Annotated in this window: 26 protein-coding genes; 6 read left to right on the top strand and 20 right to left on the bottom strand. The window is 70.1% G+C overall.

The window, feature by feature from the left end; genetic code table 11:
• Window position 1: 1 nt before the first annotated feature.
• The 3 genes from panB to AC25YV_RS00585 are packed head-to-tail and all read right to left on the bottom strand — an operon-like array spanning window position 2 to window position 2,486.
• The gene (panB, locus tag AC25YV_RS00595) at window positions 2–871 is read right to left on the bottom strand and encodes a 3-methyl-2-oxobutanoate hydroxymethyltransferase (RefSeq protein WP_488121885.1); all 870 of its coding nucleotides are present in this window, start codon (window positions 869–871) and stop codon (window positions 2–4) included.
• Window positions 868–1,725, bottom strand: coding sequence for a pantoate--beta-alanine ligase (gene panC / locus AC25YV_RS00590; RefSeq protein WP_488121884.1), 858 nt, complete (start codon window positions 1,723–1,725; stop codon window positions 868–870). The genes panB and panC overlap by 4 nt, the downstream gene beginning before the upstream one ends.
• A complete protein-coding gene (locus tag AC25YV_RS00585; RefSeq protein ID WP_488121883.1) occupies window positions 1,722–2,486 on the bottom strand; it encodes a DUF2520 domain-containing protein in 765 nt (254 codons plus the stop codon). Before AC25YV_RS00585 ends, panC begins: the two co-directional genes overlap by 4 nt.
• Window positions 2,487–2,570: 84 nt before the next feature.
• Here AC25YV_RS00585 and AC25YV_RS00580 point away from each other — a divergent pair, with 84 nt between their 5' ends.
• The gene (locus tag AC25YV_RS00580; RefSeq protein ID WP_488121882.1) at window positions 2,571–4,076 is read left to right on the top strand and encodes an aminotransferase class I/II-fold pyridoxal phosphate-dependent enzyme; all 1,506 of its coding nucleotides are present in this window, start codon (window positions 2,571–2,573) and stop codon (window positions 4,074–4,076) included.
• Here AC25YV_RS00580 and AC25YV_RS00575 read toward each other — a convergent pair.
• From AC25YV_RS00575 to AC25YV_RS00545, 7 genes are all read right to left on the bottom strand, one after another.
• Window positions 4,022–4,732, bottom strand: a complete 711-nt coding sequence (locus AC25YV_RS00575; protein ID WP_488121881.1) for a RibD family protein — start codon at window positions 4,730–4,732, stop codon at window positions 4,022–4,024. The genes AC25YV_RS00580 and AC25YV_RS00575 overlap by 55 nt on opposite strands.
• Entirely contained in the window at window positions 4,729–5,730 is a 1,002-nt protein-coding gene (locus tag AC25YV_RS00570) for a glycosyltransferase (RefSeq protein WP_488121880.1), read from the bottom strand. Before AC25YV_RS00570 ends, AC25YV_RS00575 begins: the two co-directional genes overlap by 4 nt.
• Window positions 5,727–6,128: a 6-pyruvoyl trahydropterin synthase family protein gene (locus tag AC25YV_RS00565; RefSeq protein ID WP_488121879.1), complete on the bottom strand. Its 402-nt coding sequence runs from the start codon at window positions 6,126–6,128 to the stop codon at window positions 5,727–5,729. Before AC25YV_RS00565 ends, AC25YV_RS00570 begins: the two co-directional genes overlap by 4 nt.
• Complete coding sequence (locus tag AC25YV_RS00560) at window positions 6,125–7,168, bottom strand: zinc-dependent alcohol dehydrogenase (RefSeq protein ID WP_488121878.1); 1,044 nt, start codon at window positions 7,166–7,168, stop codon at window positions 6,125–6,127. The genes AC25YV_RS00565 and AC25YV_RS00560 overlap by 4 nt, the downstream gene beginning before the upstream one ends.
• Before the next feature lie 62 nt (window positions 7,169–7,230).
• Entirely contained in the window at window positions 7,231–7,629 is a 399-nt protein-coding gene (locus tag AC25YV_RS00555) for a DUF1304 domain-containing protein (RefSeq protein ID WP_488121877.1), read from the bottom strand.
• Window positions 7,630–7,767: 138 nt separating this feature from the next.
• On the bottom strand, window positions 7,768–9,474 hold the full coding sequence (locus AC25YV_RS00550) for an acyl-CoA dehydrogenase family protein (protein ID WP_488121876.1): 1,707 nt from the start codon (window positions 9,472–9,474) through the stop codon (window positions 7,768–7,770).
• Window positions 9,475–9,536: 62 nt separating this feature from the next.
• Window positions 9,537–9,956 carry an OsmC family protein gene (locus AC25YV_RS00545; protein ID WP_488121875.1) on the bottom strand — a complete coding sequence of 140 codons (420 nt, stop codon included), beginning with the start codon at window positions 9,954–9,956 and terminating at the stop codon, window positions 9,537–9,539.
• A 75-nt stretch (window positions 9,957–10,031) separates the two neighbouring features.
• On the opposite strand from AC25YV_RS00545, the gene AC25YV_RS00540 reads away from it, so the two are divergent.
• The 3 genes from AC25YV_RS00540 to AC25YV_RS00530 are packed head-to-tail and all read left to right on the top strand — an operon-like array spanning window position 10,032 to window position 12,328.
• Window positions 10,032–10,796, top strand: coding sequence for an ATP-binding cassette domain-containing protein (locus tag AC25YV_RS00540; RefSeq protein ID WP_488121874.1), 765 nt, complete (start codon window positions 10,032–10,034; stop codon window positions 10,794–10,796).
• Window positions 10,793–11,464, top strand: coding sequence for a methionine ABC transporter permease (locus AC25YV_RS00535; RefSeq protein WP_488121873.1), 672 nt, complete (start codon window positions 10,793–10,795; stop codon window positions 11,462–11,464). The genes AC25YV_RS00540 and AC25YV_RS00535 overlap by 4 nt, the downstream gene beginning before the upstream one ends.
• A 45-nt stretch (window positions 11,465–11,509) precedes the next feature.
• Complete coding sequence (locus AC25YV_RS00530; protein WP_488121872.1) at window positions 11,510–12,328, top strand: MetQ/NlpA family ABC transporter substrate-binding protein; 819 nt, start codon at window positions 11,510–11,512, stop codon at window positions 12,326–12,328.
• A gap of 158 nt (window positions 12,329–12,486) precedes the next feature.
• On the opposite strand, the gene AC25YV_RS00525 is transcribed toward AC25YV_RS00530, so the two are convergent.
• The 5 genes from AC25YV_RS00525 to AC25YV_RS00505 all read right to left on the bottom strand — a co-directional run bounded on the left by AC25YV_RS00525 (window position 12,487) and on the right by AC25YV_RS00505 (window position 15,522).
• Window positions 12,487–12,633, bottom strand: coding sequence for a hypothetical protein (locus AC25YV_RS00525; protein WP_488121871.1), 147 nt, complete (start codon window positions 12,631–12,633; stop codon window positions 12,487–12,489).
• Between the two features lie 125 nt (window positions 12,634–12,758).
• Window positions 12,759–12,920, bottom strand: a complete 162-nt coding sequence (locus AC25YV_RS00520) for a hypothetical protein (RefSeq protein ID WP_488121870.1) — start codon at window positions 12,918–12,920, stop codon at window positions 12,759–12,761.
• Entirely contained in the window at window positions 12,886–13,302 is a 417-nt protein-coding gene (locus tag AC25YV_RS00515; protein ID WP_488122283.1) for a hypothetical protein, read from the bottom strand. The genes AC25YV_RS00520 and AC25YV_RS00515 overlap by 35 nt, the downstream gene beginning before the upstream one ends.
• A gap of 502 nt (window positions 13,303–13,804) precedes the next feature.
• Window positions 13,805–14,044 (bottom strand): putative acetyltransferase, encoded by a 240-nt coding sequence (locus AC25YV_RS00510; protein WP_488121869.1) that lies wholly within the window; start codon window positions 14,042–14,044, stop codon window positions 13,805–13,807.
• Window positions 14,041–15,522 (bottom strand): SDR family NAD(P)-dependent oxidoreductase, encoded by a 1,482-nt coding sequence (locus tag AC25YV_RS00505; protein ID WP_488121868.1) that lies wholly within the window; start codon window positions 15,520–15,522, stop codon window positions 14,041–14,043. Before AC25YV_RS00505 ends, AC25YV_RS00510 begins: the two co-directional genes overlap by 4 nt.
• A gap of 38 nt (window positions 15,523–15,560) precedes the next feature.
• On the opposite strand from AC25YV_RS00505, the gene AC25YV_RS00500 reads away from it, so the two are divergent.
• Entirely contained in the window at window positions 15,561–15,971 is a 411-nt protein-coding gene (locus AC25YV_RS00500) for an NUDIX hydrolase (protein WP_488121867.1), read from the top strand.
• Between the two features lie 36 nt (window positions 15,972–16,007).
• On the opposite strand, the gene AC25YV_RS00495 is transcribed toward AC25YV_RS00500, so the two are convergent.
• Window positions 16,008–16,979 (bottom strand): carbon-nitrogen hydrolase family protein, encoded by a 972-nt coding sequence (locus tag AC25YV_RS00495; RefSeq protein ID WP_488121866.1) that lies wholly within the window; start codon window positions 16,977–16,979, stop codon window positions 16,008–16,010.
• A gap of 134 nt (window positions 16,980–17,113) precedes the next feature.
• Between AC25YV_RS00495 and AC25YV_RS00490 the strand changes: the two genes are divergently transcribed.
• Complete coding sequence (locus tag AC25YV_RS00490; RefSeq protein ID WP_488121865.1) at window positions 17,114–17,875, top strand: patatin-like phospholipase family protein; 762 nt, start codon at window positions 17,114–17,116, stop codon at window positions 17,873–17,875.
• 27 nt (window positions 17,876–17,902) lie between these two features.
• Here AC25YV_RS00490 and AC25YV_RS00485 read toward each other — a convergent pair whose 3' ends face one another.
• The 4 genes from AC25YV_RS00485 to AC25YV_RS00470 all read right to left on the bottom strand — a co-directional run bounded on the left by AC25YV_RS00485 (window position 17,903) and on the right by AC25YV_RS00470 (window position 23,343).
• Window positions 17,903–19,993 carry an ABC1 kinase family protein gene (locus AC25YV_RS00485; RefSeq protein WP_488121864.1) on the bottom strand — a complete coding sequence of 697 codons (2,091 nt, stop codon included), beginning with the start codon at window positions 19,991–19,993 and terminating at the stop codon, window positions 17,903–17,905.
• A gap of 100 nt (window positions 19,994–20,093) precedes the next feature.
• Complete coding sequence (locus tag AC25YV_RS00480) at window positions 20,094–20,999, bottom strand: DMT family protein (protein ID WP_488121863.1); 906 nt, start codon at window positions 20,997–20,999, stop codon at window positions 20,094–20,096.
• Window positions 21,000–21,006: 7 nt separating this feature from the next.
• Window positions 21,007–22,662, bottom strand: a complete 1,656-nt coding sequence (locus tag AC25YV_RS00475) for a cation:proton antiporter (protein ID WP_488121862.1) — start codon at window positions 22,660–22,662, stop codon at window positions 21,007–21,009.
• Between the two features lie 9 nt (window positions 22,663–22,671).
• Window positions 22,672–23,343: a GAP family protein gene (locus AC25YV_RS00470; protein WP_488121861.1), complete on the bottom strand. Its 672-nt coding sequence runs from the start codon at window positions 23,341–23,343 to the stop codon at window positions 22,672–22,674.

Raw genomic sequence — 23,343 nt, 5'->3', positions numbered from 1 at the left:
ATCACAGCGCTGAGGTCCGCCGTTCCAGCGCCGCGCGGGCAGCTTCGACGGCTTCGGGGCGCGACCGGTACGTGTGCTCGGCGGCGGGGAACGCCCCGCTTCGGACGGCGTCGGCATACGCGGCGACGCCGGCGGTCATGGCATCGCCGATGTCGGCGAACCGCTTGACGAAGGTAGGGAGCTTGCCCGGCGTGATGCCCAGCAGGTCGTGCAGCACGAGCACCTGCCCGTCGGCCGGTCCTGCGCCGATGCCGATCACCGGAATGCGCAGCGCCGGGAGCACGACGGCGAGAATCTCGGCGGGCACGGCTTCGACGACGAGCGCGAACGCTCCGGCATCCTGCACGGCGAGGGCATCGTCGACCAGACGCGCGGCGGAATCCTCCGTGCGGCCCTGGGCTCGCAGGCCGCCCAGCGCGACGGCGGTCTGCGGCGTGAGGCCGACATGACCGACGACGGGGATGCCGGCGTCGACGATGGCCCGGATGCGCGACAGCCGCTGCGGGGTCGCTCCCTCGAGCTTGACGGCGTCGGCGCCCGCGCGCTTGACGAAGTGCACAGCTGTGGCGACGGCCTGCTCGTCCGACACCTCGGTCGAGCCGAACGGCAGGTCGCACACGACGAACGCGGTGTGCACGGCGCGCCGCACGGCGCCGGCCAGCACGAGCATCTCGTCGACCGTGACCGACACCGTCGAGGCGTGGCCGAGCACGACCTGGGCGCCCGAGTCACCCACGAGCACCATGTCGACTCCGGCCGCATCGGCGATGCGCCCCGAGGGATGGTCGTATGCCGTCACCATGACGATCTGCTCGGAATCGGCCTTCATCTGGGTCAAACGCGTGATCGTGATCGGCGCACGGTGCGTCATGACGACTCTCCCTCCGGCGCGAGCACGACGTTGTCGATCAGGCGGGTCGCCCCCACCCGGACGGCGACGGCGACGAGCGCGGCGCGATCGACCTCCCGCATCTCCTCGAGGGTATCCGGGTCGACGATCGCGACGTACTCGGCGGTCAACCCCGCTGCGGCGAGCACTTCGGCGGCGCGCGCCCGGAGCACACGCGTGTCGCGCTCCCCCGAGGCCGCGGCATCCCGGATCGCGCGAAGCGCACGGGGAATAGAAAGAGCCCGCTCGCGCTCAGACGGGGACAGCAGAACGTTGCGACTGGATCGCGCGAGCCCGTCGGCGTCGCGTGAGGTGGGGCGGACGGCGATGCGCACGGGCAGTCCGAGATCCGTGACGGCACGGCGCACGATGACGACCTGCTGCGCATCCTTGGCACCGAAGTACGCGACATCGGGCCGCACCGCCAGCAGCAGCTTGACGACGACGGTGGCGACGCCGTCGAAGTGCCCGCGGCCGCGGTGCGCACCCTCGAGCGTCTCGGCGATGTGGCCCGTGACGCTCACCGTCGTGGCAGAACCGGCGGGGTACATCTCAGAGGCTGTCGGCACGAACACGATGTCTGTGCCGACGGATGCCGCCAGCTCGGCATCGCGCTGCTCGGTGCGCGGATACGCATCGAGGTCGGCGGCGTCCGTGAACTGCGTCGGGTTGACGAAGATCGACAGCACGACGGTGTCGTCGGCCTCGCGCGCCGCGCGCAGGAGGGTCAGGTGGCCCTCGTGGAGAGCACCCATGGTGGGGACGAAGCCGACACTCCCGCTTCCGCGTGCGGCGAGCGCGTCGCGCAGTTCGGCGACGGTGCGAACGACGATCATGACGGTCTCCCCTGCGGCTCTGCGGCGGCCAGGTCCCGCGTCGCCGACACGAGCGCGTCGAAGAGCTCGAGGCGTCCGGGCAGACGCTCGGCGACAGCGGCACGCTGCTGTCGCACGGTCTCGTCGTCTCCGCGGGCGATCGGGCCCGTGAGCGCGACGTAGGCGCCGTGGTCCGCCCAGTTCTCGACCGCCGCACGCACGAGCGGCACGAGGGCCGACCGGTCGACACCGGCGGTCGCGGCGAGTTCCGCGGCGAATCCCTCGACGGTCACGAGGAAGTTCGCGGCGATGCTCGCTGCGGCGTGGTACGCGACGCGATCGACGTCGTCGACCTCGAAAGCCTTCAGACCGAGAGCCGTCGCGAGCATCGCGGCCGCGCGCGCGGCCCGCGGCGTCGAGGCCGCGAGCGCGGCGGGGACCCCCGCGAAGCGGGCGCCGGCACCCGTGACGGTCATGAGCGGATGGATGCTGAACGCCTCGTGCCCCGCGAGGGGGTCGAGCGTCAGCGCACCCGAGAGATGCCCCACCAGTCGTCCCGGCGCGATGTGGGCCGCGGCCTCGGCGATCGCGGTGTCCGGCACGGCGAGCAGCACGATGTCGACGTCCTCACCCGTCGCACCCCGTGCGGCGGGCCCGCGCACCGCGACGCCGGCATCGGCGAGGGCCGCCGTGAGGGCGGCGCCCATCCGTCCGGCACCGACGACGAGGACGGTCTCGCCGAGCGTTGCGTCGGGCGTCGAGGTCGAGTCTTCGGGATTCACTGTGGGGATGCTATCGCGCACGCGCCGCAGCGGGGCGCGCCCTGCCGAGGCCCCCTCGGCGCCGTCCTCGCTAGGGTCGTGCGTGTGCCCAGCCTCATCCCCCACGATGCGCCGCTCCTCGACGCATGGCAGCGCTACATGGCGGCCGCCGACGCCGGCGCCGTCACGCCGTTCAGCATCCCCGGCCACAAGCACGGACGCGACCTCGTCGGCGAGGTGATCCGCGGCGATGTGCCGCTGTTCGCCGGTCTCGACACGATGAAGCAGTCACACGGTCTGCTCGCCGACGCCGAGGCGCGCGCCGCGGCAGCGTGGGGCGCGGACTGGGCGCGGCTGTCGACGGGCGGATCGACGCACGCGAATCAGGCGGTGGTGCTCGCACTCGGCCGCCCCGGCCAGTCCGTCGTCGTCTCGCGCACGCTGCACCGTTCGGTGCTGCTCGGCATCGTGTTCGCGGGCCTGCGACCGGTGTGGGTGCGGCCCGAGATCGATGCCGTGACGGGGCTCCCCGGCGCCGTGCCGGTCGAGGTGGTGGCATCGGCGCTCGCGGCGAACCCTGACGCGTGCGGTGTCCTGATCGGCGACCCCTCGTATACCGGCACCCTCTCGGACATCGGCGAGATCGCTCGGGTCGCGCATGCGGCCGGGGTGCCGCTCGTCGTGGATGCGGCGTGGGCGGCGTACTTCGGCTTCTCGCCGCTCGTGCCCGGTCACGCTCTCGCCCGGGGCGCGGATGCGCTCGTGACGAGCGCACACAAGACGCTGCCGGCCTGGAGTCAAGCGGCCCTGCTCATCGCCCGCACGACGCGCGCGGGCGGCCTGCTCGACCCCGACCGGCTCGAGCGCGGGTTCGAGGCGTCGCACTCGACGAGCCCTGCCGGAGCGATCCTCGCGAGCACCGACGCGTCGCGCGCGCTGCTCGAGCACGACGGCGAGCGCCTCATCGGCCGGCTCGTCGCCCTGGTCGCGCGCGCCCGCGCCCGGCTCAGCGCGGTCGAGGGCGTCGAGGTGCTGCAGAGCCGGGCCGGGCTCGCCGTCGATCCCGCGAAGCTGGTCGTGCTCATCGCCGGCACCGGCGCCCACGGGCACGCGATCGAGGCCGACCTGCTCGACCGCGGGATCAGCCTCGAGATGGCCGACCGCGACGTGCTCGTGCCGATGATCACGCTCGCCGACGACGAGCAGACGGTCGACCGTCTCGTCGACGGCCTCATCGTGGCCGTCGACCGTCACCGCGGCAGCGCGCGCGAGGTCGCGGCTTCATCGGCCTGGGTCGTCGAACCGCGTCAGGCGCTCACCCCGCGCGAAGCGTTCTTCGCCGCGCACGAGAGCGTCGACGCCGACGCCGCGGTGGGGCGCCCCTGCGCCGAGCTGATCGCGCCCTACCCGCCCGGAGTGCCCGTCCTCGCTCCCGGCGAGGTCGTGACGCAGGCCGCACTCGATGCGCTGCGCGCGACGCGCGCCGACGGCGGTCGCATCGCCTATGCGGCCGACCCGACTCTCGCGACGATCCAGGTCGTCGCGGCCGCGGCGGCTCACGGCGTCGTCGCCCCGGCGGCCTCGCTCGGACACCGCGACGACAGCGCGTAGCGCAGCAGCACGACATCGCCGATGGGCCGCGTCTCGAGAAGCTGCGCACGGTGCTCGTCGTCCCACGGGAACTCTCCCGGGTGCACGAAGCGCGGCGCGCCTGCCTCCCCCACGAAGAACGGCGCGATCACGAGCTGCAGCTCGTCGGCGAGGCGCTGCACGAGGAACTGCGTGTGCACACGCCCGCCGCCTTCGACCATGAGCCTCCCGATGCCCCGCGCCCCGAGGTCGGCGATGAGCTCGGCCATCGGCGTCTCGCCGTCCAAGCCCACGATCGCCGCAAGATGCCCCAGTTCTCTCGTGAGGTGCCCGACCGCGCTGCGGGGACAGTAGACGATCTTCTCGACATCGCCGAGCGTGAAGAACGACGAATCGGCGGGCAGATCGCCGGTCGCCGTGATCGTGACCTTCGCGGGCGTCGCGGGAAGGCCCTGCGCGACCCGTTCGCGACGACGCTCTTCGCTGCGCACGAGCAGTCGCGGATTGTCCCGGCGCACCGTCGAGGCGCCGACCATGATGGCGTCGTTGTCGGCTCGCAGCTGGTCGACGCGGTCGAAGTCGGCCTCGTTCGACATCGCCAGCCGGTGCGGCGCGGCACTGTCGAGGCATCCGTCGAGCGACATCGCTGCGCTGAGCGTCACGTACGGCCGCGTCATCGCACACCCGCCAGGGCATCCGAGACGCGTGCCACGGTCGTGTCCCACCCGCGTCGGAGCGGACGGGCGCGCCGGGCTGCCTTCGTGAGACGACCGCGCAGAGCCGGGTCGGTCATCCACTGCCGAAGGGCGTCCGCGAGCGCTCCGGCGTCGCCGGGCGGCACGAGCAGTGCGGCGTCCTCGGCGACCGCCTCGGGCACACCGCCCACCCTGCTCGCGATGACGGGGATACCCCGCGCCTGCGCTTCGCCGGCGACCATGCCGTACGCCTCGACGCGCGTCGGCACGACGAGCAGATCGGTGCGGTCGTACAGGCGGTCGACCTCCTCCGCCGAGCACACACCGACGAGGTCGACGCGTTCATGCAGACCGGCCTCGTGCAGCTGATCGCGGAGGCCCTCGACGAAGGCAGGATCCACATCGGTCGCGCCCGCCAGCGTGCAGTGCCAGTCAGGGATGCCGGTGAGTTCAGTCAGCGCCGCGATCAGGACGTCCTGCCCCTTGTGCGGCGCGAGCACGCCGACGCACAGCAGGCCTCTGCCATCGGGCGTCCCGCTCGCGACGGCGGCGGGAGCGGTGCCCGGAGCGGCCACCGCGATGTCATCCCGCTCGAGCTGCGCCGCCGTCCAATCGCTCGTCGCGATGACAGCGCGTGCCGCGCGCACAGCGCGCCGCTCGCGTTCGACCATGGTGGGCTCGGGCTGCGGAAACGCCGAGGACACCATGTGCGCGAGCACGACGATCCGCAGTCGCTCAGAGGCGGCCTCGATCGCCCCAGCCGAGGCCCCCGCCACGAGCCCGTCCACGAGCACGAGGGCGCCGTCGGGTTCTGCCTCGAGCGCGCGCCGGGCCTCCGCGGGCTCGACCTCGACGGTGCGCACGCGCCACCCCGTGCGCAGGAGCCCGTCGCGCACCTGACGGTCGTACACGTTCCCCCCGCTCACCCGCGCGGGATCATCGAGCCCACGTGGCACGACGAAGCTCAGGGCATCCGTCACAACGAGACCTCGTAGGTGGCCCAGGCGATGTGCGATTCGTGCAGCGTCACGGCGATGGCGTCGATCCTGTCGGCGCCCTCCCCGAGATCACCGTCGCGCGCCGCCGTCACGAGCTGCTGCGCGACGTACTCGCACAGTCGCTCCGTCGTCGTGTTGACGCCCGTGAAGCGCGGATCATCGTCGAGGTTGCTGTAGGTCAGCGACGACAGGATGCCGCTCAGCACCTCAGAGGCGCGGCCGATGTCGACGACCACACCGTTCGCATCGAGCTCGGCGGCGCGGAAGGCCGCGTCGACGACGAAAGTCGCCCCGTGCAGCCTTTGCGCGGGGCCGAACATCTCGCCGCTGAAGCTGTGCGCGATCATCATGTGGTCGCGCACCGTGAGCGTGTAGGTCATTCGTCGTCCTTCCAATCGATGACGTGGCAGAGCCCGCGCAGCTCTCCGGCGGCGATCGCCGCCATCGTCTCGGGCAGTCGGGTCCACGACGACTCGCCCGTGAGAAGTGCGTCGTAGGCGGGGTCGCGCAACAGCCGCAGCGCGATCTCGAGCCGATCCCCGGTTGTGCGGGTTCCGCGTCGGCGCGCGGGCACGACGCCGACCTGGCTCGAGCGGATCGTGAGCCTTCGCGAGTGGAAGTCCTCGCCCAGCGGCAGACTGACTTCGCGGCTGCCGAACCAGCTGGCCTCGATGATCTCGCCCTCGGTCGCCGCGGTGCGAAGCGCCGTGCGCAGGCCCTCGGCGGATCCGCTCGTGTCGATCACGATCTCCCGGCCGGGAGGAGCGTCGTCGGGCAGGTGGAACGCGACGTCGAGCGCGGCGCACACGTCGGCCTTCGTCTCGTCGACATCGACGACCGCGATCTGCACGCCCGGGATGCCGCGGGCCAGACGGGCGACGGCACAGCCGATCATGCCCGCACCGATCACGGTGATGCGGTCGCCGACGAGAGGTGCGGCATCCCACAGAATGTTGACCGCCGTCTCGACCGCTCCCGCGAGCACCGCGCGGCGGGCGGGCACGCCGTCGGGCACGGGGAGGAGTGCGTCCTCGGGCACGACGAAGGCGGATTGGTGCGGCGCGAGGGTGAAGACGGTGCGGCCTTCGAGACTCGACGGCCCGGTCTCGACGACGCCGACGTTCAGGTAGCCGTACTTCACGGGCGCCGGAAAGTCCCCCTCTTGGAGGGGCGCCCGCATGCGGGAGTGCTCGCGCTCGGGCACCTCACCGCGAAACACCGTCGACTCGGTTCCCCGGCTGATGCCGGTGTACGTCGTGCGCACGCGGGCTTCACCGAAGTCGGGATCGCGTATCTTCTCGCGTCGAAGCGCACCGCGGCCGGGTTCTTCCACCCAGAAAGACGTGGCCTGCACCGTCATCCGACCCCCTTCGTCATCGCCGAGACAGTTCGCCACCGTCGACCGGTCGACGCGGCTCACCCCACCATCCCGCATCCCGCGAATAGTGGCGAGGGGGTTGCCAACGGCCCGCGCTCAGGGCATCACGCGAAGAGCATCAGCACGAACCCGACGAGGGGCAGGGTCCCCTGCACGAGCGCCGCCCGCAGATAGCCGCGACCGGTGGTCAGCAGCACGAGCGCCGCCGCGGCCATCGACCCGAGCGCGAACAGCACGAGCGTGAACCCCGCCACCGACACCGTGGTCCCGCGCTCATCCGCGAAGAAGAGCACGATCCCGATGATCGCGCCGATCCCGAGGAACAGGTTGTAGAACCCTTGGTTGTACGCCATGGACTTCGTCGCGTCGGCCGCCGCTTGATCGCGCACGCCGAACCGACGCCAGATCCGCGGTCGACTCCACTGCACGCTCTCCATGACGAAGATGTAGACGTGCAGGAGGGCCGCGAGCGCTGCGGCAACCGCGGCGAGGATCGCGATCATGCCGAAGGATAGCGCGCTACCGGGCTCGCCGTGTGGTATGCGCTCAATCTCCGCCGTCGAGGAGCCCGTTGTATCGCAGCCGCAGCGCTCGCTCCGTGCTCGCGACGAGCGTCATCAGCTGCAGCGGCAGCGCAGGGATCAGGCGATCTCGCCGGCGGCCACCGTCTCGGCGAGCGCGTGCACGCGGGGCAGATGGTGCGCGCTGTAGAACCTCGCGGCGGTCAGCCGTGCCGCATCCGTCTCGGTCTCGGCAGGGTGCGCGAGCACGGCGGCGACCGCCTGCGCGTGCATCCATCCGCCGGCGAGTGTGCCGAGCAGCATGAGGTAGGGCACGCTGACGGCGTACGCGTCGCGCGATCCGTCGAACGCGAGCAGGGCGGTCGTGGCGCGTCGGGCCGCCTCGACGGCGCGCGCCAGCGGGTCGCCCGTCGCCGCGTCGAGAGGACGAAGAGCGGCCACCGTCTCGTCGATCAGGTCGAACAGGTGCTCTGCCGTCTTGCCGCTGTCGCGCAGCACCTTGCGTCCGACGAGATCGTTGGACTGGACCGCCGTCGTGCCCTCGTAGATCGTCGTGATGCGCACGTCGCGGTAGTGCTGCGCGATGCCCGTCTCTTCGATGAAGCCCATTCCGCCGAAGACCTGCACCGCGTCGCTCGTGACGCCGATGGCGTCTTCGGTCGTCCAGCCTTTGAGGATCGGCACGAAGAACTCGGCGAGGGTCGCGACCGCCGGATCGGTCTCGCCACGGTCGAGCAGGTCGCCCACGTAGACCCCGAGCGCCCGCATCGCGAAGATCTTGCTCGACATCGACAGCAGCAGTCGACGAACGTCGGGGTGCTCGGCGATCGGCGTCCCCGCGGGACGGTCGAGCACGCGACCCTGCAGGCGCTGCAGGGCGTAGTCGGCGGCACCCTGGTACGCGCGATCGGCGATGCCGGTCGCCTGGAATCCCATGCCGGCGCGCGCCGAGTTCATCATGACGAACATGCCTGCAAGGCCCCCGTGCAGCTCGCCGACGAGGTAACCGGTCGCGTCGGCGTAGTCCAGCACACAGGTCGGGCTGCCGTGGATGCCCAGCTTGTGCTCGATCCCGACCGTCGTGATGGCGTTGCGCTCCCCGAGCGAGCCGTCGCCGGCCACGAGGAACTTCGGCGCGACGAACAGCGAAAGGCCCTTCGCCCCCTCGGGTGCTCCCGGCGTGCGCGCCAGCACGAGGTGGACGATGTTCTCGGCGATGTCGTGATCGCCCCACGTGATGAAGATCTTCTGCCCGCGGATCGCCCAGCTGCCGTCGCCGCGCGGCGTCGCAAGCGTGCGGATGGCGCCGAGATCGGTGCCCGCGGCAGGTTCGGTGAGGTTCATCGTGCCCGTCCAGCGCCCGGACACGAGCTGGGTCAGGTAAGTCTCGCGCAGTTCATCGGATGCCGCAGCGTCGAGCGCGTGGATCTGCCCGGCCGTCAGCAGCCAGCACAGCGCGAACGCCGCGTTCGACGCGTTCCACATTTCGCCGAGACCCGCGCGGATGCCGCCGGGCAGCCCGTCGCCGCCCGCCGAGACGGGAGCCTCGGCGGTGACCCATCCGGCCTCGACAAAAGCCTGGTAGGCCTCGGCGAAGCCGCCGGGCAGGTGCACGTCGCCGTCTTCGAGGCGGGCGCCGACCTGGTCGCCGATCCTTTCGAGGGGGGCGATGACCGACGCCGCGAACTCACCCGCCGCGGCGAGGATCTCGGTCGCGTCATCAGCGGTGAGCTCCCCTGCGGTCGCGCGGGCGACGAGGTCGGTGCCGAACACCTCGCTCAGCAGGAACGTGTAGTCCTCGATCGGGGGACGGTACGAATCGACCATGTGAGCCTCTTTCACGCGACGACGACAGTGACACTGCGGGTCAGTCTACGTGCGACTACGTATCATGCGGCCGAGTATTCCTCGGCATGGACGCGCACCGTCGCCGCTCCGGCGAGCAGCTTGGACACGGGGCACCGTGCGTGGGCGGCGCCGAGAACGCGCTCCGCTTCGGCGGCGTCGGCATCCTCGACCGACAGGTAGGCGTCGACGTGGAACTCGAGCCCGGGGCCGGGGTCTGCGTCGTGCAGTTCGACCTCGACGCGCACGGCCGTGCGCTGTGCGCCGCGCACGATCACCTGCGCCGTCGCATTGAGGCAGGTCGCCCAGGCCAGGGCGACGAGCTGTTCGGGATTGGTCGCGGCGGCGGTGGGCGAACCCTCCGCGAGCGGGGAGGCCACGGTCACCTCGAGACCTCCCGGCACGAGGCTCACGCCGCCGCCTCCGTCGCGGTTGACAGCTTCGGTTCGGTACCGTGCACTCATCCCATCAGTATAATTGGACGCTGTACAGAAACTAGCCGGGCGGTGTACGGCGCGATCAGGAAGCGACCAGACCCGATGGGCACAATCGAGCCGGCCATCGTGACGTTCGACGCCGTCACGAAGCGCTTCGGCGCGCACACCGAGGGGCGACCCGCCCTGAGCGACGTCGACCTCACGATCGAACGCGGCGAGATCTTCGGCGTCATCGGCGAAAGCGGCGCCGGCAAGTCGACGCTGCTGCAACTCATCAACGGGCTCACGACGGCGACGGCGGGAACCGTGACCGTCGACGGTGCCGACGTCGCCCGGCTCGGGCGGCGCTCCCTGCGCAGGCTGCGCCGTGACATCGGCGTCGTGTTCCAAGGCATCCACCTGCTCAGCAGTCGCACCGTGCGTGACAACGTCGCCCTACCCCTCACACTCGCGAAGCGGACGAACCGCCGGGAACAGCAGGAAGCCGTCGATGAGATTCTCGCGTTCGTCGGGCTCTCTCACCGAGCCGACCACTACCCCGCCCAGCTGAGCGGCGGGGAGCGGCAGCGCGTCGGCCTCGCGCGGGCTCTCGTGGCGCGACCCACCCTGCTGCTCTGCGACGAGCCGACCTCGTCGCTGGACACGGCGACGACCTCCGACGTGCTTCGGGTGCTGCGCGACGCACGCGCCGAGCTCGGCACGACGGTCGTCGTCATCACGCACGACCTCGATGTCGTCAAGGCGCTCTGCGACCGCGCGGCGTTGCTCGAGCGCGGCGTGCTGCAAGAGGTGTTCCGCGTCGCGCGCACCGAGTACCCCACGCTGCCGACGTATCGCGAACAGGTGCGACGGGAGCTGATGTCGTGACCTGGCTCACCGACCTGTTCAGCGAGTACGGCGACGCCATCGTCGAGGCGCTCGCCGAGACGGGCTACATGCTCGTCGTGTCACTCGCCGCCGCCGTGCTCATCGGTCTGCCGCTCGGCGTCGTCGTCTTCCTGACCCAGCGCGGCGGACTGGCCGAGCACCGCGTCTTCTGGACGGCGGCGAACATGTACATCAACATCGTGCGCTCCTTCCCGTTCCTGCTGCTCGTGGTCTTCCTCATCCCGTTCACGCGCCTCGTGATGGGCACGAGCTTCGGCACACAGGCGGCGACCCTCCCCCTCTGCTTCGTCGCCGTCGCCATCTACGCGCGCCTGGTCGAACAGATCCTGCGCGAGATCCCCGCGGGCATCTCGACAGTCGCCGATGCCATGGGGGCGACACTCCCGCAGGCGGTCTTGCGCGTACTGCTTCCCGAGGCCCGATCCGGCCTCGTCTACGCGCTCACCTCGGCGGCTATCAGCCTGCTGTCCTACTCCACGGTGCTCGGCGTCGTGGGCGGCGGCGGCATCGGCGACTTCGCGATGCGCTACGGCTACCAGGAGTACAACGACGCCCTCATGTACATCACGATCCTCATCATCATCGTGTGCGTCCTCGCGATCCAGGCGGTCGGCTACCGCACGTCGCAGCGCCTCGATCACCGCTGAGTCTTCCGCGCAGAAAACCCCACCAGAGAGAAGAGAAGAACCACCATGGCAAAAGCCCGCTTCGGCATCCTCGCCGGCCTCGTCGCCTCCGCGCTCCTCGTCGGAGGCTGTGCATCGGGCGGCGACGCGCAGACCGAGCCCGCCGGCGACGAGCCGGTGACGATCCAGGTCGCCGCGGTCACCTCGCCCATGACCGATGTCGTCAAGGCGGCCGCCGAGGCCATCGAGGACGGCTACGAGATCGAGCTCGTCGAGGTGTCCGACTACGTGACGGCGAACGTCATCGTGAACTCCGGCGAGGTGTTCGCGAATTTCTCGCAGCACGAGCCGTACATGCAGACGTTCAACGCCGGCAACGACGGCACGCTCGTTGCGGTGCAGCCGGTCTACAACTTCGTCATCGCGTTCTACTCCAAGACGATCGACGACATCGCCGACCTTCCCGAGGGCGGCACGGTCGCGATCCCCGACGACTCGTCGAACCTCGGTCGCGCACTCAAGCTGCTCGCCGACGAAGGCGTCATCACCCTCGACCCCGCCGTCGACCCGTACGCCGCGACCGTCGCCGACATCACCGCCAACCCGAAGGACCTCGAGTTCCTCGAGGTCGGCATCAGCGCCCTCAACGCCGCCTACGACGAGGCCGACCTCGTCTTCCAGTGGCCCTCGCATATCAGTGCGCTCGGACTCACCCCTGACGACGACGGCCTCATCACCGAGCTCGACGATCGCTTCGTGCTGAACCTGGTCGTGCGCGATGAAGACGCCAGCTCCGCCGCGACGCAGGCTCTCAAAGCCGCGTTCGCGAGCGACGAGGTGCGCGAGGTGATCGAATCCAACCCAACGATCCAGCCCGCCTTCTGACCGTGAGCGCGACGCCCCGGGCTGGCGCGGGGCCGATTCCACGGGATGGGTCGAACGTCAACCCCGGTGCGGCGGCGGGGTGGCTCGCCTAGCGTCGCGTGGAGGAGAAAGGACTCATCCCATGCGCCGACGACGGCCGGGATTTCGGAAGATGGACGCTAGCGCTCCGCGGGAGCATCGGCGGCCCCCTCGGTCGATCCGCTCGCGGCATCGGCTTGCTGCTCTCCCTCGTGCATCTGCTCGGTGAAGTCATCGCCCGCGAGGTCGGATCCTGGGCGGGTACGGTCCGGGTCGTGTCTGTCCATGCACACCATCGTGCGTCGCACCGCCCGGTGGGGGAACGCCCTTGACACAGCCTGAGGATCCACCGCCGTCACGGCGGGCCGCCGGTGGATGGCGCGCGGCGCGCGATGTCGTGTAGCCGCGCGGTTCAGAGGTTGCGCTCGGTCTGGCGCTCGGAGGGAGCGCCGACCTCTTCGGGCAGCTCCTCGACGGCGGCCCGCACCCAGGGCTGGCGCCGAAGCACCTCGTCGATCTGAGCCGTGAGGGGGTGCGGCTCACTGTCGTCGAAGGTGGTCGCTGCGGTGTCCATCAGGTCGGTGATGGCCGACTTCATGTTCTTGTACCCGTCCCACAGGATGCTCGCGGCGATGAAGGGGCGCGACGGAGTCGGTGCACCACAAGCCCAGCCCGATGCCGCCCGCGCCGACGATCGAACCGACGGCGGTCATCCAGTCCGCCTTGTTCATGTCGGCATCGGCGTACAGCACCTTGTCGTGCAGCTGCTGGGCGAGCTTCATCTTTACGCGGCCGAAGTACACCGGCAGCGGGATCGTGAGCGCCATGACGAACATCATGAGCCAGCCCAGCCAGACCGTCTGGCCGAAGAGCTCGACCGACCCGATGGGCGGATGCTCGGCCGCGAGGAGGCCCGTTGCGGAATCGACGATGAGAAACAGACCCATCGCGAGCAGCGCGACCCCGGCGACGAGGTGGGCGACCCCGACCGCGCGATGGAATCCGTAGGGATACGGGAGGCCGGTTGACGATGCGCACGGCCGGGAGGAAGGCGATCGGCGGAGCCGGCGAGAGGATGTCTTCGATCCAGGCGGCCTTCATGGCCTGTGAATTGCCCATCACCAGGTAGACGAGCGCGATCGTGAACCACTCGATGCGGATCGCGCGGCGCAGCGCCTCCTCCTGGCCGGACGGAAGCTCGTTTCTTCCGAAACGGATCGCCATGCCTCAGCCCTCCGCGTTCCGGAGGAACCGCTCGACGCTCACGAGGAACGCGTTCTCGCCCATCGGGGCGAGCATCACATGGCGCCGGGCTGCGCCGTCTGCGTTGGTCGATTCCGTATACGGCGCCGTCGTGGCGGCCGTCTCGGTCCACGGGGTGTCGTCGGTGAAGCCGGCGATGACGAGGTCAGCAGGGGCGGACCCGGGCTAGGATTCGGCCGGTCCGCTACGGGCGCGTCACCGCGGTCGCGGCTCGGGAGCGGGCGGCACTTCCTTCGCCGCGATGATGTCCGCCCTCGCGATGCGGTCGATGCCCCGTTTGCCATCGACCACGACGGTGGTCTCATCGGCGCTGAGCAGCTCACCGAGGGCATCCGTCGCCAGACCGGAGGCGAGCAGGTAGCGCACCACGACGCGGTGGCCGGGTGCGGGGATCGCGATGCGTCCGCGCCCGGCCGCACGTTCGTCAGCGGTCACCAGGCTCCCGGGGCGTAGTCCTTGAGGAAGACGCCGAAGAGGTCTTCGCCGGCTTCGCCGCGCACGATCGGGTCGTAGACGCGCGCCGCACCGTCGACGAGATCGAGCGGAGCATGGAAGCCCTCCTCGGCGAGGCGCACCTTCGTGTAGTGGGGGCGCTCGTCGGTGATCCACCCCGTATCGACGCTCGTCATGAGGATCCCGTCGCTCTCGAACATCTCGCGCGCGCTCGTGCGGGTGAGCATGTTGACGGCTGCCTTCGCCATGTTGGTGTGCGGGTGCCCGGGACCCTTGTACCCGCGGCCGAACACGCCCTCCATGGCACTGACGTTGACGACGTAGGTGCGACGCGCGGGACTCGCCGCCAACGACGGGCGGAGTTTCGAGACGAGGAGGAACGGCGCCGTGGTGTTGGCCAGCTGCACCTCGAGCATCTCGAGCGGGTCGACGTGCTGCACGTGCTGCGTCCACGAGTTGACGTGGTCGAGATCGGGAAGCAATCCGCCCGCATCGATCGCTGTGCCGGCGGCGAGTCGCTCGAGCGAGCTCGATCCCGCCGTCATCGCCTGCTCGGTGAGCTCGTCGGCGCGCGCGGCGGCGGCAGCCAGGATCGGGTGCGCCGTGATCGAGCGCTCAAGAGCCTGGGGATGACGGTCATTGGTGTGGCCGAACGTCACGAGTTCGGGCAGGGGGCCGTCGGGAAGCGGTGCGAGCTCGGCGTCCACGAGCGGCTGATAGGCGCCCGGCGAGCGCCGTACCGTCTGCGTCGCGTTGTTGATGAGGATGTCCAGGGTCCCGGCCGCCGCGACGTCGTCCGCGAGCCCGATGACCTGCGCGGGGTCGCGCAGGTCGATGCCGACGATCTTGAGCCGGTCGATCCACTCGGGCGCATCGGGCAGGCTGCTGAAGCGCCGCACGGCGTCGCGCGGGAACCGGGTCGTGATCGTGGTGTGCGCCCCGTCGCGCAGCAGTCGCAGCGCGATGTACATCCCGATCTTGGCGCGGCCGCCCGTCAGCAGGGCGCGCTTGCCCGTGAGGTCGGTGCGCGCGTCGCGCTTGGCGTGACTCATGGCGGCGCATTCGGGGCAGAGCTGGTGATAGAACGCGTCGACGAGCGTGTACGGCTGCTTGCAGATGTAGCAGGCGCGCGCCTTGATGAGCGTGCCGGCCGTCGGCGCCGTGGTCGCCGTCGAGATCGGGATGCCGCGCGTCTCATCGTCGATGCGGTCGGGTGCTCCGGTCGCCGTCGCGGCGACGACGTCGCGATCGGCCTGCGCGATCGCCTCGCGGATCTCGCGGCGGCGCACCTTCTTGACGGCCTTGAACATCGCGGCCGTCGCGCGGCGCACGGCGACGAAGTCCGGGTGCGTCTCGTCGAGCCCGGCCATCCCGTCCAGCACCCGCAGGGTGACCTCGAGGTCTGAGGGGTCGATGCCGCTGGGCGGCAGGTCGGTCGCGGCAGAAGTCTCGGGAGGCACACGAGATTCTACGACGCGCGGGCTGTTAGCGTTCCGGGGTGAGTTCTTCCGCTGAACCGGCCCCGCGCAGCATCCGTGTGTCGGCCGCCGTCATCGCCGACGGCGATGGTCGTCTGCTGCTGGTGCGGAAGGAGGGCACCTCGGCATTCATGCAGCCCGGCGGCAAGCCCGAGCCGGGAGAGTCGCCCGACGAGACGCTCAGCCGTGAACTCGAGGAGGAGCTCGGTCTGCGCGTGGATCCCCGCGACCTGCGCCCGCTCGGGGAGTTCACGGCCGCCGCCGCCAACGAGCCCGGGTTCGTCGTGGTCGCCGACGTGTTCGTCGCCGATATCGGCGCCCAGGTGCCGGCGATCGCCGCCGAGATCGCCGAGCTGCGATGGATCACGCGTGCCGACGCCGACGGGCTCGAGATCGCCCCGCTCGCGCGCGAGAACTTCCTTCCCGCCTGAGGTCGCAGCACGCGCCTCGCGCACCGCCGACCCCGGTCAGCGCGCCGCTTCGGGCCCGTCCTGGTCGGACGCACCGGACCGCACGACGACGGACTTCGGCGTCGTGTCGACGGTGAGCGAGAACACATCGGGCCGGGCGTAATGACCCACGACATCGAGGTCGTACTTTCCGCGCGCCTGGTCTTCGAGGTCGATGTCGGCGACCAGGAGCACCTCCTCGCCGTAGACGGGTCCCGCCAGCACCTCCCCGAACGGTGAGACGATGACGCTGCCGCCGCGGATCAGGTCGCCACGGGCATCGCCGGACCGCTGCAGGTCGTAGTCGTCGGGCAGCGAGTCGACGTTGAGGTACTGACACGCGCTGAGAACGAAGCACCGGCCTTCGTAGGCGATGTGACGCATCGTCGCCTGCCAGATGTCGCGGTCATCGACGGTCGGAGCGCACCACAGCTGCACGCCCTGCTGGTAGGTCGCGAGCCGGAACTGGGGCATGTAGTTCTCCCAGCAGATCGTCGCGGCGAACCGGCCGGCCGGAGAATCGACGACGTTGATCGTGGAGCCGTCGCCCTGGCCCCAGACGAGGCGTTCGCTGCCCGTGGGCATGAGCTTGCGGTGCTTGCCGAGGAACTCCCCGTCCGGCCCGACGTACACGGCTGTGCAGTAGAGCGTGCCGCCGTCACGTTCGATCACGCCCACCACGATCGTCATCCGGGCGTCGCGCGCGAGCTGGGCGATCTCGTCGATCTCGGGCCCCGGAATGGAGATCGCGGACTGGGCGTAGCGGAGGAACTCGTCTCTGCCGGCATCGCTTCGCGAGCCGAGCACCGCACCGAACGACAGCCCCTTCGGATAGCCTCCGACGAGCGCTTCGGGAAGCACGAGGAACGCGACGCCCTGCGCACGGGCCTCATCGACGCAGGCGCGCAGCTTGCGCATCGTCCCGGCGGTGTCGAAGAGCACCGAGCCGACCTGAGCAACCGCCACGCGCACCATCACGTCTCCTCGCATCGGGCGTATCCCTGCTTCACCTTATCGACCGCTCCACCCTCGTGTTCTCGCGGGATCACCCGGCTTCTCACCCGCCGAATCATCCCGCTGTGACCCTGCCGCGGCCCGCTCGCACCCGGTGATACGGTCACCACGTGATCCCCGAAACACCGACCGCCGTCGACGATGCGACGCTCGGCATCACCCTCAGCGGAGGCGGTGCGTTCGGTGCAGCGCACGTCGGGGTTCTGCAGGTGCTGGAAGAACGGGGCATCCGCCCTGGCATCGTGACCGGCACGAGCTCGGGTGCGCTCGTGGGCGCCGCATTCGCGGCGGGTCTCGACGGTGACGCCATCGAGCGCATCGCACGGACCTTCCGCTGGCGACGTATCGCCCGCTGGACCTTCCGGCCCCGGTGGGGCCTGTTGGACACACAGGTCGTGACCGATGCCATCCGCGGGCTGCTCCGAGAAGACCCGAGGATCGAAGACCTGCCCCGCCGCTTCGGGGCCGTCGCGACGGATCTGCGCACCCGCCGCGCCGTCACCATCGACAGCGGACCGCTGAGCACGGCCCTGCGGGCGACGATCGCCGTGCCGGGTCTGCTTCCCCCCGTGCGCGTCGGCGACCAACTGCTCGCCGACGGCGGCATGGTCGACAACGTGCCGCACGCCGCGGCGCGAGAACTCGGCGCCGAGCGCGTCATCGTCGTGCACCTGCACGCGAAGTGGGAGAGCGTACGCATGATGCGCACCACCACACGCACTGCTGACCTGGCACGCGATCCGAGCGTCGTGCTCGTTCAGCCCGAGATGCAGCGGATGGCGCAGTGGACGATGCGCGACGTCGACCGCCTCATCGCCGAGGGTCGGCGTGCCGCGACCGCCGCACTCGATGCGGATGCAGCCGTGCGCTAGACACCGGAGACCCCGGAGGGCGTCCGGTCATCGCAGCCCGGTCCCGTCGTCGCGCATGAGCGCGGTGCGCAGCGACCTGAGCACCAGCAGCATGCCCCCGAGGCCGAGCACGGCGCCGAGGAACGGGAACAGGGCGACATCGGGCGTCAGGGACGGGCCACCCCCGAACACGACGAGGAACACCGACGCGGTCACCAAGACGACACCCACGAGCGCCGTCGTGATCTGACTGACCAGCGAAGCGACCCAGCTGCGTTCCCGCGGGTCGCGGAACATCCGCAGGCTCATCCCGAAGGTGCCGCTCTCGAGCTGCGACGTGATCGCCTCGATCCGTCTCGGCATCCGGCGCAGCTGCTCACCGAGCACCTGCACCTGGACACGGGCATCGGCCAGCATCTCCCGGGGGTCGAACGCCTGACGCGCGAAATACGATGTGCGGGTCAGGGCCCGGTCGACCATGTCGTAGTCGGGCACGAGCTGTCGGAGGGCCCCCTCCGCCGAGGCGATCGTGCGGAAGACGAGAACGAGCGCAGGCGGAAGTGAGAGCTGGTGCCGCCGGAGGACATCGATCACCTCGGTGAAGATGCTCGCGTCGGTGCGTGCGTTGTGCACGCGCGTGAGGATGACACCGATCTCATGCTGCAGTGCCCGTCGGTCCAGTTCCGCACCGTCTTCGGGCTCGCTGGTGATCATCAGCAGCAGATCGGTGAGGGCGATGTCGTCTTCGGCCGCCATGGAGGACATCATCGCGACCAGAACCCGTCGCATGCTGCGTTCGAGGATGCCGACGGAACCGAAGTCGATGAGGGCGATGCGCCCGTCGGGCCGCAGGATGATGTTTCCGGGATGCAGGTCGGCGTGAAAGATCCCTCGGACGGCGATCTGCTCGAAGACGGTGTCGACCAGGGAGTCCGCGATCTCGCGCGCCGTGGGGAGCGGGTCGGGCCTCGTCCAGGCGACCGTCCCCACCATGTCGCCGATCTCGAAGTGCTCCTCGTCGGTGCGCACACGCGGCGGGGCGTCGGTCATGGCGGCGGGCAGTCCCCCGGCGAGGTTCGAGAAGGGGACGCCCTCGATCCGCTCCTGCACCATCATCCGCTCGGTGCACAGCGCCGGGTACACCTCGGGCACCTGCACCGTGCCGACGGTCGAACGCGCCAGGGTGTCGCGCAGCAGTTCGGTGTTGGCCAGCTCGATGCGGTAGTCGAGTTCCTCGTTGAGGGACCGCACGAATTCACCCGCAAGAGCGTTCAGCCCGTAGGCGCGCGCCCACGCCGCCCGACGCTCGGCCTGTTCCGCCAGGCGCACGATGATGTCCGAGTCGATCTTGACCGACGCGCGGGCATCCGGTCGCTGGATCTTGATGACGACGTTCGCCCCTTCGGTCTCGCCGTCTGCGGGGTGCAGCCGCGCGGCGTGCACCTGGGCGAGCGAGGCCGCCGCCATCGGCTTTTCATCCACCCACGCGAACGCCTCGTCGATGGTGCCCGGCAGCTCGGCCTCGATCGCCGCCTTGGCGTCGTCCCAGGGCAGGGGCGTGGTCTGCATCTGCAGCGTCGCCAATGCCTCGGTGAACTCCTTCGGGAGGATGTCGTCGCGCGTCGAGAGCACCTGCCCGATCTTGACGAAGGTGACGCCGGCTTCGTTCATCGCGGCCACGAGTGCCGCCGGGACGTCCTGGTCCTCTCCCCTGCGGTGGCTGCCGAAGAGGCTGAGACCGTGCTTGGACGCGATCCGCAGGGTCTGCGCGTAGCGCAGCATGCGCTTGCGACGGCTGAGCAGCTCCTTCACCGCGTGGATCGGGTGCCACCCTCGGCCCGAAGGCCAGAACAGCTCGGAGACCATGATGACGGCGACGGCGATGGCGAACTGCCAGCCGAGAGCCACCGCGACGAACACGATGCCGATCGGGCTGGAAACCACGAATCGGCCGTCGACCATGACATCGCCGGCTTCGAGCGCCGCCCGCACGATCGGGACGGTCGCCGCATAGACGATCGCGACGAAGAGGATGGCCCGAACCCACCCGATCGACGTGCCGAGCACATGTTGCGCGACCCACCCGGCACACACCGCGAAGACGGCGCCCAGCACGATCGTGCCGACGACTTCGAACATCGAACCTCCCAGGCCTCCCAGACTCTAACTTCGCCGCGAGACGTGCTCGGGCGATCCCGCCGGGTTTCACCCGACGGGCACTCTCCGGATCACCCGTCCATCACCCGACCGGCTCACTGCGCTCGGCCCGGGACAGCGCGAACACTCCCGTGACGGCGACGAGCCCCGCCGCGATGAACGCGAAAACCGCCCACAGGGGTGCGTCGCTCGCCTCTCCGAGGATCGTGATGCCCAAGACCACCGCGACCGTCGGGTCGATGACGGTCAGCCCCGCGACGACAACCTCGGGCCGGTTGGACACGTGTGCCCGCTGCACGAAATAGATGGACAGCGCCCCGGCGATGCCGATCCCCACGAGACAGCCGATCGTGAGGAGATTCGAGCTGTCGATCGCGAAGTCGCGGTGATGCCACGCCGTCTGGACCCGGAGGATGACGGTCTTGCCGAGCGTCGCGACGAACGCCGAGAACACTCCGCCGAGAAGCACCCAGAGGATCGGCGGAGCGGGTCGGGCCCGACCGGCGATGAGGACCACACCCGACACGACGAGCACTCCCGCGAGCACAGCGAGGACGGCAATGAGCTGGACGTCCGTGATCGCGTGCTGCGTGCTGACGAGGGCTGCCACCGTGACGAATGCCGCGACGCCGACGACGCAGACGACGATCGCCCGAATGACCGCAGGCGTCGGTCGCCGTCCGAGCGCGATCGCCGTGATGAGCACGGTGAAGACGAGGGCTGCGACCCCGATGGGCTGCACGACGATGAGCGGCGCGAACGCGAGACTGCCCATCTGCAGCAGGATCGCGACCCCGAGAAGCGCCCCTCCCAGAAGCCACAGACGGCTGCGGATGAGCTGGATCGCCCGCGAGCCGCCTGCCCCGTGGTCCGTGTGCTCTTCCACGGAGCGCACGCCGCGCGCCTGCAGGAGGTTGCCGACCGAGAGCACCGCGGCCGAGGCGACCGCCAGGGCGATGCCCGCCAGCGGCAGGGAAGTGAGGTCCATCCCTCTGTCACCCTTCGCTCTCGAGGCGCAGCCGCACACTGATCTCGTACGCGTCGAGTTCGTCGAACACGTGTCGCACGACGCTTGTGTCATGCGCTCCGGATGCCGCGATCTGACGCAACCGTACCCTCATGACGCCGATGAGGGCGAGTTCGAATTCCAGCGCCTCGGGGCCGGCGACCTCCGCGTCGGATCCGAGCCCGGCGAGGAGCCGTGACGGGGGACGGGCGTACAGCGTCTCGGGAAAAGCACCCTTCTCGCGGTGCAACGAGCGGTCCACGATCGCGCTCTGCGCGGCATCCCGGAGCTGTTGGTTGACCGACGTGAGCGCATGCCTGGGCAACCGCGTCTGCGCCGACGAGCCGAGCCCCACGAGCCGTGCCACCAGGGGCAGCGACATCCCCTGCAGAAGCAGGCTTCCTGCCGCGACGACGAAGGCGATGAACACGAGCAGGTCGCGCTCGGGCGTGTCTCTGGGAAGCGTCTGCGCTGCGGCGAGAGTGACGACGCCCCGCATCCCCGCCCACGTCACGATGACGCTGTGGCGCCAGGTGAGCGGTGACGCATCGAAGTAGTCGATGTCGGCCCGGATCCGGCCGGCGCGCTTCGTGCTGGCGCGTCGGCTCTCACCACTTGCCGTGTTCAGCCGTCTGCGTGTGGCGCGGCCGACGCGCGAGGAGTGGAACGCGAGCATGGGGAAGACATAGGCGGCGCGCACCAGGATCAGGATCAGGAACGCCGCGCCGGCGATCATCGCCCCGTGCAGCAGACCCTCATGCGCCGCGATGTTCTTCTCGACGATGCCGTAGAGCTCGAGCCCCATCACGAGGAAGACGGCGCCCTCGAGGATGAACTCGACCGTGCGCCATGTGAGCTTGTCCGAGATCCGCTGCTCCGGGGTGAGTCGGCGCACGGCGCCTTGACCGCACACAACCCCGGCGACGACCGCCGCCACCAGACCCGAGCCGTTGACCGCATCGGTCGGCAGATAGGCGAGATACGGCACGATCAGGCCGACCGCCGTGCTCGCCGCCGCATTGCGCGTCCACTCCCGCAGCCGGAGAGCGAGGACACCAGCGACGGTGCCGATCACGACAGCGGACAGCACCGCCCAGGCGAAGGCGCCGAGCGTCGCGGCGAACGAGAAACCCGCCGCCGCCGCGGCGATCGCCGTGCGCAGCAGCACGAGCGCCGTCGCATCGTTGAGGAGGCTTTCACCCTCGAGCAGTGTCACGACCCGGCGCGGCGCACCCTGCTTTCGGACGATCGAGGTGGCGACGGCATCCGTGGGACTCAGGATCGCGCCCAGGGCGATCGCGAGCGGAAGCCCCAGGCCCGGGATCGCCCAGGCGAAGAAGAGCCCGAGCACGAGGGAACTGATGATGACGAGGAGGATCGCCAGCCCGCTGATCGCACGCAGATCACGCCGCAGTTCGATCGCGGGCGCCGACACCGCCGACGAGTACAGCAACGGCGGAAGGACCCCGACCAGGATCAGCTCGGGCTGAACGCTCAGCGCGGGAATGGCGGGAACGAGACTGACCGCGACGCCGAGAGCGACGAGGACGAGCGGTCCCGCGACCCCGATGCGGTCGGCGAGCGTCGAGGTCAGGGTGATCGCGATGATCGCGATCACCGCGACGATGAGCAGTTCGATGGTCATTCCGGCGCGTCACCCGACCAGGTCGGCCACGCCTGAGCCCACCAGTTTGAACCCGAGGACGATGAAGAGCACGGTCACGATGACGGCGTGGTTGGCGACCAGCCAGTCCCGCGGCTTGGCGAGTGTCGCCTCGGCGCGGTCCGGCGCCACGATGCTGACAATCCACGGGATCGCGACCGCCGTGACGCCGAGCACGGCGAAGATCAGGACGACCGAGACGATCTGCTCGACGGGCAGGTCGGCCTGCGAGATCCGCCCGCCGGCGGCGATCAGCAGCGGCAGGTCCTTGGGCGACAGCGGACCGGACAGCAGCACGCCGACGACGAACGCCTTGCCGATCGTGAGTCCGTCGATCTGGTTCATCCAGCCCGGAGTGTCCTTCAGACCCCTCTTGCGCCACTGCAGCACGGCCATGGTCAGCAGCGCGACGCCCAGCAGGATCTCGATGACGTCGACCAGCAGCCGGGGAACCGAATGCGCGTCTTCGGTTCCCGCGGAACGGCCGATGAGCACGAGCACCCCCACGAAGACGACCATGAAGACGTAGCAGCCCAGCACGAACGCCGTGCCGTTGGAGCGGCCCTTGCCGGCCGTCGCCATGAGGATGACGGCGACGATCGCGAGCGGACTGATCGCGACCGCGACGGCGAGAGTCAGCAGGTCGGCGAGGAGGACGAGCAC

It is taken from the genome of Microbacterium sp. Y832, assembly GCF_057669765.1.
The sequence above is the reverse complement of the archived record's forward strand: the minus strand, read 5'-3'. Positions and strand labels throughout refer to the sequence as shown.